The following is a 14,290-nucleotide window of genomic DNA, read 5'->3' as shown; positions in this document are numbered from 1 at the left end:
CCCGCCTGCCAGTTCCACAACCGCGTCCGCTACCGGCGCCCCCACCACTACCAACGCCGGAAAGCAGGCAAAGACCGCTGGGCCTTCACCTACACCGCCCGGACCACCGGACAGCGCATCAACCACCCCACGCGAACATGATCGCCGGGGGAGCGGTCACCCGGGATGATCTTCTACCCGCGCGCCTAAGCCTGCTTACGCGGCGAAGCCTGCCTGCATGGAAGCTAGGCATCCAGCAGGGCTGCGGCGTGCCTGCCTGCGGCGGCCGAGGTCAGAAAGTAGGCGAGATCCTCATCCAGGCCGCGGCCCATCGTGGACAGGCGGACGGGCGATTCATGGAGGGCTTCGTGGAGACCGTCGATCGGCACGTTCACGAGCTCGTGCCGTACCGCCAGGGGGGCCGCCTGCTCGCGCACCATCGCGCCGAACGAATCGGGCAACTCCGGCACGACGACCTGGGCGGGGGCCAGCGCGACCCGGCCGTAGGCCGTGAGCGAGTGATGCGAGACCCCGATGTGCCGCTCCCGCTTGTCGCCTTCGCTGACGCGGAGCGCGGCCACGGGCCGTCCCGCCAGCACGGCGGCCGCGTTCACGGCCTCGCCGGCGGAGACGCCGGAGAACCCCCACCGGGTGCCGGTGCCCAGATTGCCGGGCCCCTGGGTGACGATCGCGACGTCGGCGTTCAGGACGTGCCTGGCGGCGAGCAAGCCCGTGTGAAGCGTGACCGCCTCGACGTCGCCGCCGAACGCCTGCCCGACCGTCACGACGCCGCACAGCCAGTCGCGCGTCCGCAGCTCGGCACACGACATCGAGAACCAGGCGGGCAGCGCCCCTCCGTCGAGCATCACGTAGGCCACCCGCGCGTCCCGTCCGGCGGCGGCGTAGAAACCGCAGAGGATCGCGGGCAGGGCCGAGTGCAGGTCGGCGATCACGACGGGCATGCCGTCGAGCGAGTCGGCGTCCTTCAGGACCTCGTGGTACGGAGAGTCCTGCTCGTCGGCGCCGAGCACGGTGGCCTGCAACGGGGTGTAGCGGGCCTTGACCAGGTGGCCGGGGCCGGAGGGATCTTCCGGCAAACGGTCGGGAACGGCCACCACCATGGCGTACCCTCCCGTACCGAGGCCCATGGCCAGCGCGGTCGTGTTGAGAAGCACGGTGTCTCCGGGCTCCGGGCGTCCCACCAGCGAGGGGTAGGCGAGTGCGCGGCACTGTCCCTCGTCGAGGGTGACGTCCAGCTCCATGGCCCCCGGCCATTCGCGCCGGATCCTGGTCACCTCGCCCTTGCGCCATCTGATCACGCCGAAAAGGGTAGCGTTCTCGATTGGAGGGGAGGCCCGATGTCGCGGCGGAAGACCGAGCGGCTGCTCAATCTGGTGATCTGCCTGCTCGCGACGCGGCGGCCGCTGAGCGCCGAGCAGATCCGGCACGCCGTTCCCGGGTACGACCCGGAGAACGACGAGGCCTTCCAGCGGATGTTCGAGCGGGACAAGACCGAGCTGCGCGAGATCGGCATCCCCATCGAGGTCCACAGGGACCCGTGGGAGGACGATCCCGGCTACCGGATCGTACGGCAGGCCTACGAGCTTCCCGAGATCACCCTGGAGGCGGACGAGGCCGCGGTGATCGGCCTGGCCGCCCAGGTGTGGCAGCGGGCCAGCCTCGCGGAGGCGGCCAGCGGCGCTCTGATCAAGCTCCAGGCGGGCGGAGCGCCGGCCGACCTGGCGGAGAGCCCGCTCGAGTTGCGGCTGGACACCCGCGACCCCGCTTTCCCCGCACTGTGGGAGGCCGTACGGGACCGCCGCGCGGTCACCTTCGCCTACCGGTCGGCGGGCAGCGAGTCCGTCCTCACCCGGGTCGTCGAGCCCTGGGGAGTGGTGAGCCGGGGCGGCCGGTGGTACGCCGTCGGCCACGATCGTGACCGCGACGCGCCCCGGGTCTTCCGGCTGAGCCGGATCGCCGGTCCGGTGTCGCCCGTGGGACGGCCGGGAGCCGTCACCGTCCCCGAGGGCGTCGACCTGCGGTCCATGGTCGGCTTCCAGGAGGCGCCCAACGAGAGGGTCGCCCTGATCAAGGTGCGGCAGGGCACCTGCGCCGGCCTCCGGCACGCCGCCCGCGAGGTGCGGACGGGGCCGGGCGAGTGGGACGAGGCGGACGTCACGTTCGCCGACCCCGAGCGGCTGGCCGGGTGGATCGCCAGCCTCGGCTCCGACGCCGAGGTCATCGACCCCCCCGACGCCCGGGAGGCCGTGATCCGCCGCCTGAAGGGCGCTTTCCAGACGGCCGGCGACCCGAACTGCGAGAGGTGAGCGTTCGATGAGTTCCGACCGGCTGCCGAGGCTGCTCGCGCTGGTGCCGTACCTGATGTCGCATCCGGGTGCGGAGGTGCCGGAGGTGGCGCGGCTGTTCGGCCTGTCCGAGAAGCAGCTCATCGACGATCTCCAGCTCGTGTGGATGTGCGGCCTGCCGGGGCACACCCCCGGCGACCTGATCGACGTGTCGTGGGACGGCGGCGAGATCACGATCGAGAACGCCGACACGATCGCCCGGCCGCTGAAGCTGGGCGTGGACGAGGCGAGCGCGTTGCTCGTCGCGCTGCGCATGCTCGACGAACTGCCCGAGTTCGAAGGCCGCGACGTGCTGGCCCGCGTGATCGCGAAGCTGGAACAGGCGGCGGGCGACGGCGCGGCCACGGTCAGCAGCCAAGTTCAGATCGAGGTGGGCGCCGCTCCCGGGGCGCACTCGGTGATCGCCGACGCGACCCGCAGGGGCAGGCGGCTGTCCCTGCGCTACTACGTGCCGGGACGTGACGAGATCACCCCCCGTGAGGTCGACCCGCTGCGGGTCGTCATGGTCGACGGCCGCCACTACATCGAGGGCTGGTGCTACCGAGCCGAGGCCATGCGGATGTTCCGGCTCGACAGGATCCTCGACGTGGAGGTCCTCGACGTGGCCGCGGACCCGCCGGCGGAGGCCGAGCCGATGGACGTCACCGAAGGCGTCTTCCGGCCCTCGGACAGCGACGAGTTGGTCGAGCTGGAGCTCACGCCCGCGGGCCGCTGGGTCGCCGAGTACTACCCCTGCGAGGAGGTCGTGGAGCTGGGCGAGGGCCGCCTGCGGGTCTCGCTCCGTGCGCGCGACCAGTCCTGGCTCGTACGGCTCGCGCTGCGGCTGGGCGACAGCGGCCGGGTGTCCTCGCCGGCGTCGCTGGCCGACCGCGTCAGGGAGACGGCAGAGCAGGCGCTCGCCAATTACGACTCCGTGGCCTGACGGCAACAACTTGGCGTCACCCGCCGGCGTCACGGTCCGGAGGCGGTGCGCCCGCGGAGGCGAAAGGCCCGTTAGCATGGCGGGCATGTTCTGGATCTTCGCGGCGGTGGGTCTCGGGATGGCGGGGCTTGTCGTGCTGGGATTCCTGTCCGTCCGGGTCCTGGTCGCCGCACGGGGGCTGACCCGGGAAATCGACCGCAGCCGGCAGCGTCTGGCATCCTCATCCGATCGTCCCCGGTGAATTCCACATGGCCATCGGCGCAATCGAGGACGGGCGCGGGTAACAGCGCCGCCAGTTGCGCGTACGATCGGTCTTGAGGAACGACCCCTGCGCTTAAGGAAACATAATGGGTGGACTAGGTGCGCCTGAGCTGATCATTATCGGCGTGGTTTTGATCTTGCTGTTCGGAGCCAAGAAGTTGCCGGACACGGCGAGAGCTCTTGGGCAGTCGCTGCGCCTGTTCAAGAAGGAGACGACCAGCATGCGGGAGGACGGCGAGCCGGTGGTCGTCAAGGCCGAGCCCGTGCCGCCGCAGCAGGTCACCGCGGCCGGCCCGTCGGTCGAGGAGCGCCTGCGCCTCCTGGAGGAGGAGAACCGCCGCCTCAAGGCCACCTCCGAGCCCACGGTGAATGGTGCGCCCGCCGCGCAGCCGCAGAACGACCAGAGGTCCAGCTGATCGTCAGGGCCCTGCCCTTGGCCCCCACCCCCGGAGCAGGATCACTGACATGGCGCTGCTGAAGCGGGCGAGCTCGAAGTCTCCCACCGACGACGACGGCCGGATGTCGCTCATGGACCATGTCCGCGAGCTGCGCAACCGGGTGGTCAAGATGCTCTTGGCCGTGATCGCGGGCACAGTGGTCGGGTTCATGTTCTTCGACCCGATCTGGCGGTTCATGACCGGGCCGTTCTGCCGGCTGCCGGCGGCCTACAGGATCACCAGTGGGGAAAGCTGCACCCTGGTGGTCAACGGCGTGCTGGATGGTTTCTTCATCAACCTCAAGGTCGCGATGATCTTCGGCGCGGTCGTGAGCGCGCCGATCTGGCTGTACCAGATCTGGGCCTTCGTCACGCCCGGGCTCTACAAGAACGAGCGGCGTTACTCGCTGGGCTTCCTCGGCCTGGCGGTTCCGCTGTTCGCGGCCGGTGCCGCGCTGGCCTATCTCACGATGGACCGAGGGCTCGCCCTCCTGTTCAGCTTCGTGCCCAGCAACGCGATCCCGCTCATCAACGTGGACGACTATCTCGGGTTCCTGATCCTGATGCTCGTCGTCTTCGGCGTCTCGTTCCTGATGCCGCTGCTCATGGTGTTCCTCAACGTCATCGGCGTGCTGCGGTACTCGGTGGTGTCCAAACACCAGCGGATGATCATCTTCCTGCTGTTCGTCTTCGCCGCGGTGGCGACGCCCAGCCAGGACCCGTTCACCATGCTGGCCCTCTCGGCTCCCATGGTGGTGCTGTTCTTTGTCGCGGAGATCTTCATGTACTTCCACGACAAGAAGAAGGACGTGGCCGAGGCGGAGCGGTTGCGGGCGCTCGAAGAGGAACTCGACGGACCGTCGGCGCCCACTGGCTCCGCGGATTCGGTCGACACGAGGGAGTAGCTCCAGGAATCCGGCGCAGACGCTGTCACAGATCGGCAGCGGGGCTGTTGCGCGCCGGATTCCTGCATTAGGTTCCGGACATGTCCGGAGAGATCGTCGTTCTCGTGAACCCCGCCGCCCGAGGCGGCCGCACGATGCGACTGCTGGACCCCGTCGTCCAGCGGTTGCGGGCGGGCGGGCGTCCCGTTTCGGTGATCGTCGGCACGTCGCCGGAGGACTCCCTCGAGCGTGCTCGTTCCATCGTCGCGGACGGTCCGGAGGCGCTCGTCGCCTTCGGGGGCGACGGGCTGGTCCACCTGGCTCTGCAGGCGGTCGCCGGAACAGACGTTCCCCTTGGCATCATCCCGGCGGGAACCGGCAACGACATCGCCGGCGCCCTGGGGATCGCCCGCCGCGATCCGATGGCCGCCGCGGACGTCGTGACCGCGGGGCACCACCGTGTGATCGACGCCGCCAGGCTCAGCACCGGCGAAGGCCACGGTGATGGTCACGGTGACGGCGGAGGAGAGTGGTTCGCCGGGGTCATGGCCTGCGGATTCGACTCCCGCGTCAACGAACGGGCCAACGAGATGACCCGCCCGCCCGGCATGGCCAAATACGTGGTCGCCCTCGTGCGGGAACTGCGCTCCTGGGCGCCGATCCCCTTCAGGATCACGCTGGACGGTGAGGTCGCCGAACAGGAGGCCGTGCTGGTCGCCGTCGCCAACACCTCCTCGTACGGCGCGGGCATGCGGGTCTGCCCCGACGCCCGTCCCGACGACGGCCTGCTCGACGTGCTGACCCTGGGGGCGATGTCCCGTGGGGAGTTCCTCCGTACGTTTCCGCGCGTCTACCGGGGCAGCCACCTCAACCACCCCGGTGTGACGGTCAAGCGCGCCCGGAGCGTGACGCTGGAGGCGCCTGACGTGGTCGCCTACGCCGACGGAGAGCGGGTGGGCTCCGCTCCGGTGTACTGCGCCGTCGTGCCCGGAGCCCTCCGTGTCCTCGTTCCCGCCGAATGATGGACCGAGTCGAAAAATACCCCCGATCAATAATTGCATTCGAACCAAATATCGACTTGGTATGATCATCGGGTGAGCGGCGGCCTGAGGGAGTGCGAGAACTCCAGGGTCATCCGCATGTCCGGCCTCCGGCCTCCGGCCTCCGGCACCGCAGCGAGCAGATGCCGCCGGCGGACGGAATCGGCGATTACGGCGCGTGGTGACGAGCGGTCCGGAATCCCGATATCGGTAGGGTTGACTCATGAACGAGCGGACCGAACGAGACGACGGAGATGGACAGTCCCTGAACACTCGGACGAGCCGCTAATCGAGGAGAGAGTATGAGCACGCCAGCGGAACGCTACGCCGCATTCCGCCAGGAGCAGACCGGGCAGGGGCCCGCTCTCGCCTCGTTCCGCGGACTGTACGACTTCGATCTGGACGAGTTCCAGATCGACGCCTGCGAGGCGCTCGAGGCGGGAGACGGCGTCCTGGTGGCGGCTCCGACGGGGTCGGGCAAGACCGTCGTCGGCGAGTTCGCCGTCCACATCGCCCTCGAGCAGGGCCGCAAGTGCTTCTACACGACGCCGATCAAGGCTCTGTCGAACCAGAAGTACAACGACCTCGTCAGGCGGTACGGCGCGGCCAAGGTCGGCCTGCTGACCGGCGACAACAGCGTCAACGGCGAGGCCCCGATCGTGGTCATGACCACCGAGGTCCTGCGCAACATGCTCTACGCGGGGTCGGCCACGCTGGCCGGCCTCGGCTACGTCGTGATGGACGAGGTGCACTACCTCGCCGACCGGTTCCGCGGCGCCGTCTGGGAAGAGGTGATCATCCACCTGCCCGAGTCGGTCCGCGTGGTCGCCCTGTCCGCCACCGTCAGCAACGCCGAGGAGTTCGGCGAGTGGCTCGGCGAGGTCAGGGGCGACACCACGGTGATCGTCGACGAGGTCCGGCCCGTGCCGCTCTGGCAGCACCTGATGGTCGGCAACCGCCTGTACGACCTGTTCGTCAACGAGGGCGACGACACGCTGCGGATCAACCCGACGGTCATGCGGATCTCCCGCGACGAGATGCGGCTCGCGCAGATGCGGGGCAAGCGGGGCTACACCCGGCCGGGTCGGGCCAACGGCTCAAGCAGGTCGGACGTGATCGAGAAGCTCGACGCCGAAGGCCTGCTGCCGGCGATCACGTTCATCTTCTCCCGGGCCGGCTGCGACGCCGCGGTCATGCAGTGCCTCACCGCCGGGCTCCGGCTGACGACCGACAGCGAGCGGCACGAGATCCGCCAGATCGTCGACGAGCGGACCGCGCACCTGCCCGACGAGGACCTGGCCGTCCTCGGTTATCTGGAGTGGCGCGACTGCCTCGAACGCGGCCTCGCCGCCCACCACGCCGGCATGCTCCCCGCGTTCAAGGAGGTCGTGGAGGAGCTGTTCACCAAGGGTCTGGTCAAGGCCGTGTTCGCGACCGAGACCCTGGCGCTGGGGATCAACATGCCCGCCAGGTCGGTCGTGATCGAGAAGCTCGACAAGTGGAACGGCGAGACGCACGCCGACCTGACCCCGGGCGAGTACACCCAGCTCACCGGCCGGGCAGGCCGGCGCGGCATCGACGTCGAGGGCCACGCGGTCGTGTTGTGGCAGCCGGGCACCGACCCGCTGAGCGTGGCCGGGCTCGCCAGCACCCGCACCTACCCGTTGCGGTCGAGCTTCCAGCCCTCGTACAACATGGCGGTCAACCTGGTCGGGCAGGTCGGCCGGGAGCGGGCCCGGACCCTCCTGGAGGACTCCTTCGCCCAATTCCAGGCAGACCGGGCCGTCGTCGGGCTGGCTCGGCAGCTCCGCAAGTCGGAGCAGGCCCTCGAAGGCTACGCCGAGGCGATGACCTGCCATCTCGGGGACTTCCAGGAGTACGCGGCGCTGCGCCGCCGCCTGTCCGACCGGGAGGCCGAGCTGTCCCGCCAGCGCGGCGCGGCAAGGAGGGCGCAGGCCGTGCAGTCGCTGGAGGCGCTGAAGCCCGGGGACGTCATCCGTGTGCCCGGAGGGCGGCGGGCGGGCCTCGCCGTCGTCCTGGACCCCGGGACGAGCATGCGCGGCGAGGGGCCGTCGCCGCTGGTGCTGACCATCGGCAAGCAGGTGAAGAAGTTATCGCCCGCGGACTTCCCTGTGCCGGTCGAGCCCGTCGACACGATCCGGATCCCGAAGAACTTCAACGCCCGGTCGCCCAAGGAGCGGGCGAACCTGGTCTCCACGCTGCACGCCAAGCTCGGTGATCGCGACCTCGGCAAGCCCGCCAGGGCGCGCGACCACACGACCGAGGACGAGGAGATCGGCCGCCTGCGGGTGGAGCTGCGCCGCCATCCGTGCCACGGCTGCGACGAGCGGGAGGACCACGCGCGCTTGGGGGAGCGCTACCACAAGCTGTACCGGGAGACCGAAGCGCTCAGGCGCCGGGTCGAGGGCCGCTCGCACGTGATCGCCCGCACCTTCGACAAGGTGTGCGGCGTGCTCGACCAGCTGGGATACCTCGAAGACGAGAGCGTCACCGAGGAGGGCAGGCGGTTGGCCAAGCTCTACACCGAGCTCGACCTGCTCACCGCGGAGTGCCTGCGCGCCGGCATCTGGGAGGCTCTCGACCCGGCCGAACTCGCCGCCTGCGTGTCGTCGCTGGTCTACGAGTCGCGGCAGTCCGACGACGCCCGCAGCCCGAAGATCCCGGCGGGGGCGGCCAAGGAGGCGCTGGCCGCGATGATCCGGCTGTGGGGCGAGCTCGAGGGCATCGAGCAGGACCACGGGCTGTCCTTCATCAGGGAGCCCGACCTCGGTTTCGCCTGGTCGGCGTTCCGCTGGGCCCGGGGGCACACCCTCGACGCGGTGCTGACCGACGGCGACATGGCGGCCGGCGACTTCGTCCGCTGGATCAAGCAGCTGCTCGACCTGCTCGCGCAGCTCAAGGACGCCGCGCCGAAGGGGAGCAAGGTCCGCGCGAACGCGGTGAAGGCGATCGACGCCATGCGCCGGGGCGTGGTCGCGTACTCCTCGGTGTCGTGAGAGTGCTCGTGAGGGTGGTCGTGACCGTGGTCGTGCCGGGCGCCCCGGCGGTGCCGGGACTCAGGCGAGCGCGAACCTGACCTCGCGGGTCGCCGGGTCGGCTCGCGTGAGCCGTACCCGGACCCGCTCGCCGAGAGGCAGACGGTCGCCGTCGCAGCGTGCGACGACGGCCGGATCGGTCACCTGCACCTGCCCGCCGGGCCTGCCCTCGTCGACGTCGATGACGACGGCGTCGAACGACTGCCCGAGACGGCGGTGCAGCACGGCCGCCTCGACGAGGTCGACGCACGCGCGCTCGACCCCGCTCGCGCGCCTGCCCGCGACCGACATCTGCTCGGGCAGCACGGAGAGGGCCTCCTGGACCTGCTCGGTCACCGGCTCGCCCGCGGCGACGGCCACGCACACCTCGGTGGCGTAGCGGTCGACCAGGCGCCGCAGCGGCGCCGTCACATGCGTGTACGGCGCGGCCACGGCGGAGTGCCCGGTGACCCGCGGCGGCGCGCCGTCGAAGGCGGTGTACGCGGCGCCCCGGAGCAGGATCGTCGACTCGCGGAGGAACGCGGCGTGGCCGGGGACCTTGGGATCGAGATCGTGGACGACGTCTCCGTACGACGCGTTCTCGGGCCAGGGGACGCCGAGCGCGGCCGCCACCCGGCGGGCCTTCACGATGTCGCGCGGCGCGGGCGGGGGCAGCACGCGCAGCACCCCGATTCCGGCGTCGAGCATCAACTGCGCCGCCGACATGCCGGTGAGCAGGGAGATCTGGGCGTTCCATGCCTCGCAGGGAAGAGTGGCGCGAAACTCCAGCGCATAGCCGTCGCCGTTGTGGACGACCTCCTGCTCGGGGGTCGGGAGGCTGACTCCACCGCGCGCCCGCTCGAGGGCGAGCCGCAGGGGACCCACCTTGGAGAGCAGCTTGAGGGTGCCCTCCGCCCTGCCCGCGTCGACGGCCGCCTGCACGGTCGCGTAATCGAGCCGCTCGCGGCTGCGCACCATCGCGCGCCGCAGGTCGACGCCGACCAGCTCTCCGTCCGAGTCGAGATCGACGCACCACAATGCCGCGGGGCGGACCTGGCCGGGCAGCAGGCTGGCCGCGCCCTCGGACAGGACCGTGGGGTGCAACGGGACGCGGGAGTCGGGCAGATACACGGTCTCGCCCCGGGTCCTCGCCTCCAGGTCCATCGCCCCACCTGGGCGGACGAACGCGGCGACGTCGGCGATGGCGTACCAGACCCGGTAGCCGCCCAGGCGCTTCTCGATGCACAGAGCCTGGTCGAGGTCCATGGATCCGGGCGGGTCGATGGTGACGAACGGCAGGTCGGTCCGGTCCTCATCGGGGACTGCCAGGCTCCGGGCGGCCTGCTGGGCCTCGTCCAGGACGGCCGGCGGGAAGTCCCCAGGCAGGCCGAACTCGTGGCGGATGCGGGCGAGTCCGGTCGCGAGGTCGTCACCGTCCGGACGGCCTGCTCGTTTTCCCGCCTGCTCGCCGGAGAGGCGGATGGTGGTGTGCGGCACGCGGGTCAACCTACTCCTGAGCGAGCCGTACGCGCAGTGGCCGGCGTCACCGGTCGGCGAGCGTGGCCAGGAGCCGGTTGAGGGGGCCGTCGAGGCCGTACCGGTCGGCCAGGGCGACCAGGCGCTCGGGATCCCGGGGTTTGGCCGGGCAGGTCAGGTCGAGATCGGGGACGGGCGCGTCGCGGGCGACCTCGACCACCCCCGGCGCCACGGAGAGATAGTCGCGGGCGGCGGCGAGCTTGGTGCGCGCGCCCGCGGGGAAGCCGTCGGTCACCCCGGAGTCGAGCGCGGCCATCAGCGCCGTGAGCGAGCCGAAGCGGGTGATCAGGGCGGCGGCCGTCTTCTCGCCGATTCCCGCGACGCCGGGGAGGCCGTCGCTGGGGTCGCCGCGCAGCGTGGCGAAGTCGGCGTAAGTCCGGCCCGGGATGCCGTATTTGTCGGCGACAAAAGCCTCATCGACCATTTGAAGGTTACGAATCCCCCTTACTGTGTAAAGGGCCCGGCACGGTTTCGCGTCGTCGACGAGCTGGAAGAGGTCGCGATCGCCGGTGACGATGTCGACCGCGCCGGACGCCTTGGTCGCCAGCGTGCCGATGACGTCGTCGGCCTCGTATCCGGGGACGCCGATCCGGGCGATGCCGAGCGCGTCGAGGACGTCCTCGATGACCGGCACCTGGGGCACAAGCGTGTCGGGCACGGACTCCTCGTTACCGGAGGCCACCCGGTGGGCCTTGTACGTCGGGATGGCGGCCACCCGGAACGCCGGGCGCCAGTCGGCGTCCATGCAGGCCACGAGCTCGGTGGGGGAATGTTGCCGGACCAGCGTGGCGATCATGTCGATGAGCCCGCGGACCGCGTTGATCGGCATGCCGTCGGGTGCGGTCATCGACTCCGGGACGCCGTAGTAGGCGCGGAAGTAGAGCGACGGGGTGTCGAGAAGCATCAGCACCCGTCCATTGTCACGCCTCCGTGACATCCCGCGCCCGGGATCTACTCGAGGACGCCGACCGCGAGGAGGCACGTGTCGTCCTCCGGGTTGGGGCCGCCGATCTCCTCGATCAGGCGGTCGAGGCCCGCGTCGAGGCCGTCGCCGTGCCGGGGGATCGCTCCGGCCGCCTTGAGGGTCAGGGCGAGCCCCTCGCTGATATCCCGCGAGCGCCGCTCGATCAGGCCGTCGGTGAACATCAGCAGCAGGTCGCCCGGCTCCAGCCGGATCTCCGCCACGCCGTACGGCTGGCCCGAGACGGCCCCGAGGACGACTCCGTGCGGCGGCGTGAGCTGCTCGGCCGCGCCGTGCCGTACGAGGATCGGGGCGAGATGGCCCGCCTGGGCCCAGGTGAACAGCCGGGTGGGCGGGTCGAAGTAGCCGCAGACCACGGTGGCCGTGGTGTCGTCGAGCCGGTTCAGGACGAGCGCGTTGAGCCACGCGAGAAGCAGATCGGGCGAGGCGGTGGTCATGGTCAGCCCGACCAGCGCGTGCCGCAGCTGCGCCATCTCCGCCATGGCGGGAAGCCCGTGGCCGGAGACGTCGCCCACCGCGAGGAACATCCGCCCGCCGGGCAGCGGGGCGGCCTCGTACCAGTCGCCGCCGAGGCTCGCGGCGTTCTCGGCGGGCACGTAACGCACCGAGATCCGCGCGTAGGGCAGGGAGATGGACGCGCCGGGCTGGGGGAGGATCGCGTCGCGCAGTGCCAGCGTCACATGGCGCTCCTCCTCCGCCCGCTCGCGTACCTCGAGCAGCTGCCGCTGGGACTCCGCCACGATCCGCTCGGCCTCGAGCCGCGCGGTGACGTCCTGGACGACGCCGTGGACCCCCGTGGCCGCGGGTTCCAGGACCGCCCGCAGATTCCGTACGCCGTCGTCGGCCCGGACGCGGAACTCCGCTTGAACAGGCTCGGAGCCTTCGGCCACCCGGGAGACCACGCCGGCGAGCGTCTGCCGGTCGGCGGGCTCTGCCAGCGTGGGCAGGTCGTGGAGGCGCACGGGACCCTGCGCCGTGTTCCTCCCGAAGATCGCGTACATGTGCTCGGACCAGGAGGTCTCACCGGTGACGAGGTCCCACTGGCTCCAGCCGATCCCGCCCAGCCGCTGGGCGTGCGCGAGCTGCTCGGGAGAGGGCTCCGCGGGAGCCGGCTCCGCCGACCGGTCGGCCTGCTGCGGCAGACGAGGCGGTTCGAGCGCGCCGCCGATCCCCGCGTCCGACAGGTCGTCCATGACGTCGCCGATGGCGCCGTCGAGTGCGGCGCAGGGTGGGGCGCCGAGGTCGCGGCCGTCCGCGGGAGGGAGGGGCGGCTGTGGGCCACCCGCTACGCCGACCATGTGACTCGCTCTCAAAGTGCTGATCAAAAGTGCTGATCAAGGTGCTGATTTAACGTGCTGATTAACGTGGTAATTCGGGACATTCTGGATGCGGACAGTAAGCGTCCTAGCGCGGAGCGTAGCAGTCCTCTCGACCGCTCGGGTGAGGTTTTCTTCTACGCGGAGGGAGAAGAGCCACGCGGCTTCGGACACGCGCCGGGCGGCGTGCCCGGTGTGCGGCGACAGGGCGGCATGTCGCTCCGGCGGACCCGGGAGACCCTGGGTGTCTCTCCGGCTCGTTAGATTGGGCCCGTGACAACGATGCCCACTGACCTGTATCCCGTGACCCGCCTTGCCGAGGTCCGCGAGGCCACCGAGCGTTCCGGGCTCGGCGCGCTGCTGCTGACGCCCGGCCCGGACCTGCGCTACGTGACCGGCTATGACGCCATGCCGCTGGAGCGGCTGACCTGCCTCGCCGTCCCGGCCTCCGGGGAGCCCTTCCTCATGGTCCCGCGCCTGGAGCTCCCGGCCGCCGAGCACTCGCCCGCGGCCCGGCTCGGGATCGAGTTCGTCCCGTGGGACGAGACCGATGATCCGTACGCCCAGGTGGCGGCTCGGCTCGGCTCGGTCGCCTCAGTGGGGCTCGCGGACCGGATGTGGGCGATGCAGTCGCTGCGGTTCCGCGACGCGATGCCGGGCGCCGAGCAGAGCCTGGCCGGCAGCGTGCTGCGTGAGCTGCGCATGCGCAAGTCCCCCGCGGAGGCGGCCGCGCTCGCCGAGGCGGGGGCGGCGATCGACTCCGTGCACAACCAGGTCGCGGGCTTCCTCAAGCCGGGCCGCACCGAGCGGGAGGTGGGCAAGGACATCGCGGAGGCCATCATCGCCGCGGGTCACGAGCGCGTCGACTTCGTGATCGTCGGCTCCGGGCCGAACGGCGCGAGCCCCCACCACGAGCTGTCCGACCGCGTCATCCAGGCGGGCGAGCCCGTCGTCGTCGACATCGGCGGGACGATGCCGACCGGCTACTGCTCCGACTCGACCCGGGTCTACTCCCTGGGCGAGCCGCCCGCCGAGTTCGCCGCCTACTACGCGGTGCTCAAGCGCGCCCAGGAGGCGGCCTGCGCCCACGTGCGCCCGGGGGTGACGTGCGAGTCCGTCGACGCGGCCGCGCGCGAGGTGATCGAGGAGGCGGGCTTCGGCGACCGCTTCATCCACCGGACCGGTCACGGGATCGGCCTGGAGACCCACGAGGAGCCCTACATCGTCTCCGGCAACACCGAGCTCATCGAGCCGGGATTCGCGTTCTCCGTCGAGCCGGGCATCTACCTGCCGGGTCAGCACGGCGCGCGGATCGAGGACATCGTGATCTGCGGCGAGACGGCGGGACAGCTGCTGAACAACACGACCCGGGAACTCGTGATCATCTGAATTCTCCGCGTGATGCTCGTATGACAGGTCTGTCCAACGGATGCGGCAAGGTGTAACAATCAGGGCGGCCGGCGACCCCGGCCGCCCTTTTTGTTTCGACCTGTTCTGCGACAGCCGTACCCCACCGGGTAGGAGAGCATTGCG

The 14,290-nt window shown here is 70.6% G+C and carries 12 protein-coding genes; 8 read left to right on the top strand and 4 right to left on the bottom strand.

All coding sequences use genetic code 11. From position 1 onward, the window contains the following. Positions 1 to 224 precede the first annotated feature (224 nt). A complete protein-coding gene (locus Pph01_RS41130; RefSeq protein ID WP_204078690.1) occupies positions 225 to 1,298 on the bottom strand; it encodes a DUF3866 family protein in 1,074 nt (357 codons plus the stop codon). A gap of 39 nt (positions 1,299 to 1,337) precedes the next feature. On the opposite strand from Pph01_RS41130, the gene Pph01_RS41125 reads away from it, so the two are divergent. The 7 genes from Pph01_RS41125 to Pph01_RS41095 all read left to right on the top strand — a co-directional run bounded on the left by Pph01_RS41125 (position 1,338) and on the right by Pph01_RS41095 (position 8,905). After that, positions 1,338 to 2,306 carry a helix-turn-helix transcriptional regulator gene (locus Pph01_RS41125; RefSeq protein ID WP_204078689.1) on the top strand — a complete coding sequence of 323 codons (969 nt, stop codon included), beginning with the start codon at positions 1,338 to 1,340 and terminating at the stop codon, positions 2,304 to 2,306. Between the two features lie 7 nt (positions 2,307 to 2,313). Beyond that, positions 2,314 to 3,267, top strand: a complete 954-nt coding sequence (locus Pph01_RS41120; RefSeq protein WP_204078688.1) for a helix-turn-helix transcriptional regulator — start codon at positions 2,314 to 2,316, stop codon at positions 3,265 to 3,267. 85 nt (positions 3,268 to 3,352) lie between these two features. Next, complete coding sequence (locus tag Pph01_RS41115) at positions 3,353 to 3,508, top strand: hypothetical protein (RefSeq protein WP_204078687.1); 156 nt, start codon at positions 3,353 to 3,355, stop codon at positions 3,506 to 3,508. A 106-nt stretch (positions 3,509 to 3,614) separates the two neighbouring features. Further along, positions 3,615 to 3,944 (top strand): Sec-independent protein translocase subunit TatA, encoded by a 330-nt coding sequence (gene tatA, locus Pph01_RS41110; RefSeq protein ID WP_204078686.1) that lies wholly within the window; start codon positions 3,615 to 3,617, stop codon positions 3,942 to 3,944. Between the two features lie 49 nt (positions 3,945 to 3,993). Next, complete coding sequence (gene tatC / locus Pph01_RS41105; RefSeq protein WP_204078685.1) at positions 3,994 to 4,869, top strand: twin-arginine translocase subunit TatC; 876 nt, start codon at positions 3,994 to 3,996, stop codon at positions 4,867 to 4,869. Positions 4,870 to 4,949: 80 nt separating this feature from the next. Continuing rightward, complete coding sequence (locus Pph01_RS41100) at positions 4,950 to 5,870, top strand: diacylglycerol/lipid kinase family protein (protein ID WP_204078684.1); 921 nt, start codon at positions 4,950 to 4,952, stop codon at positions 5,868 to 5,870. Between the two features lie 320 nt (positions 5,871 to 6,190). After that, positions 6,191 to 8,905, top strand: coding sequence for a DEAD/DEAH box helicase (locus Pph01_RS41095; RefSeq protein ID WP_204078683.1), 2,715 nt, complete (start codon positions 6,191 to 6,193; stop codon positions 8,903 to 8,905). 60 nt (positions 8,906 to 8,965) lie between these two features. On the opposite strand, the gene Pph01_RS41090 is transcribed toward Pph01_RS41095, so the two are convergent. The 3 genes from Pph01_RS41090 to Pph01_RS41080 are packed head-to-tail and all read right to left on the bottom strand — an operon-like array spanning position 8,966 to position 12,739. Then, a complete protein-coding gene (locus Pph01_RS41090) occupies positions 8,966 to 10,420 on the bottom strand; it encodes an RNB domain-containing ribonuclease (RefSeq protein ID WP_239117390.1) in 1,455 nt (484 codons plus the stop codon). Positions 10,421 to 10,466: 46 nt separating this feature from the next. Then, a complete protein-coding gene (locus Pph01_RS41085; protein WP_204078696.1) occupies positions 10,467 to 11,363 on the bottom strand; it encodes a 5'-3' exonuclease in 897 nt (298 codons plus the stop codon). Positions 11,364 to 11,410: 47 nt separating this feature from the next. Beyond that, positions 11,411 to 12,739 carry a PP2C family protein-serine/threonine phosphatase gene (locus Pph01_RS41080; protein WP_204078681.1) on the bottom strand — a complete coding sequence of 443 codons (1,329 nt, stop codon included), beginning with the start codon at positions 12,737 to 12,739 and terminating at the stop codon, positions 11,411 to 11,413. Between the two features lie 300 nt (positions 12,740 to 13,039). Between Pph01_RS41080 and Pph01_RS41075 the strand changes: the two genes are divergently transcribed. Beyond that, complete coding sequence (locus tag Pph01_RS41075) at positions 13,040 to 14,146, top strand: M24 family metallopeptidase (RefSeq protein WP_204078695.1); 1,107 nt, start codon at positions 13,040 to 13,042, stop codon at positions 14,144 to 14,146. The last annotated feature ends 144 nt before the right edge of the window (positions 14,147 to 14,290 follow it).

The sequence above is a fragment of the Planotetraspora phitsanulokensis genome (genome assembly GCF_016863295.1).
Classification (GTDB): Bacteria; Actinomycetota; Actinomycetes; order Streptosporangiales; family Streptosporangiaceae; genus Planotetraspora; species Planotetraspora phitsanulokensis.
The sequence above is the reverse complement of the archived record's forward strand: the minus strand, read 5'-3'. Positions and strand labels throughout refer to the sequence as shown.

Excerpts from the sequence above, each read along its gene's own strand:
- Pph01_RS41095 (WP_204078683.1), top strand. The coding sequence starts at position 6,191 with ATGAGCACGCCAGCGGAACGCTACGCCGCATTCCGCCAGGAGCAGACC.
- tatC (WP_204078685.1), top strand. The coding sequence starts at position 3,994 with ATGGCGCTGCTGAAGCGGGCGAGCTCGAAGTCTCCCACCGACGACGAC.
- Pph01_RS41080 (WP_204078681.1), bottom strand. The coding sequence starts at position 12,739 with ATGGTCGGCGTAGCGGGTGGCCCACAGCCGCCCCTCCCTCCCGCGGAC.
- Pph01_RS41075 (WP_204078695.1), top strand. The coding sequence starts at position 13,040 with ATGCCCACTGACCTGTATCCCGTGACCCGCCTTGCCGAGGTCCGCGAG.
- Pph01_RS41085 (WP_204078696.1), bottom strand. The coding sequence starts at position 11,363 with ATGCTTCTCGACACCCCGTCGCTCTACTTCCGCGCCTACTACGGCGTC.
- tatA (WP_204078686.1), top strand. The coding sequence starts at position 3,615 with ATGGGTGGACTAGGTGCGCCTGAGCTGATCATTATCGGCGTGGTTTTG.
- Pph01_RS41125 (WP_204078689.1), top strand. The coding sequence starts at position 1,338 with ATGTCGCGGCGGAAGACCGAGCGGCTGCTCAATCTGGTGATCTGCCTG.
- Pph01_RS41115 (WP_204078687.1), top strand. The coding sequence starts at position 3,353 with ATGTTCTGGATCTTCGCGGCGGTGGGTCTCGGGATGGCGGGGCTTGTC.
- Pph01_RS41120 (WP_204078688.1), top strand. The coding sequence starts at position 2,314 with ATGAGTTCCGACCGGCTGCCGAGGCTGCTCGCGCTGGTGCCGTACCTG.
- Pph01_RS41100 (WP_204078684.1), top strand. The coding sequence starts at position 4,950 with ATGTCCGGAGAGATCGTCGTTCTCGTGAACCCCGCCGCCCGAGGCGGC.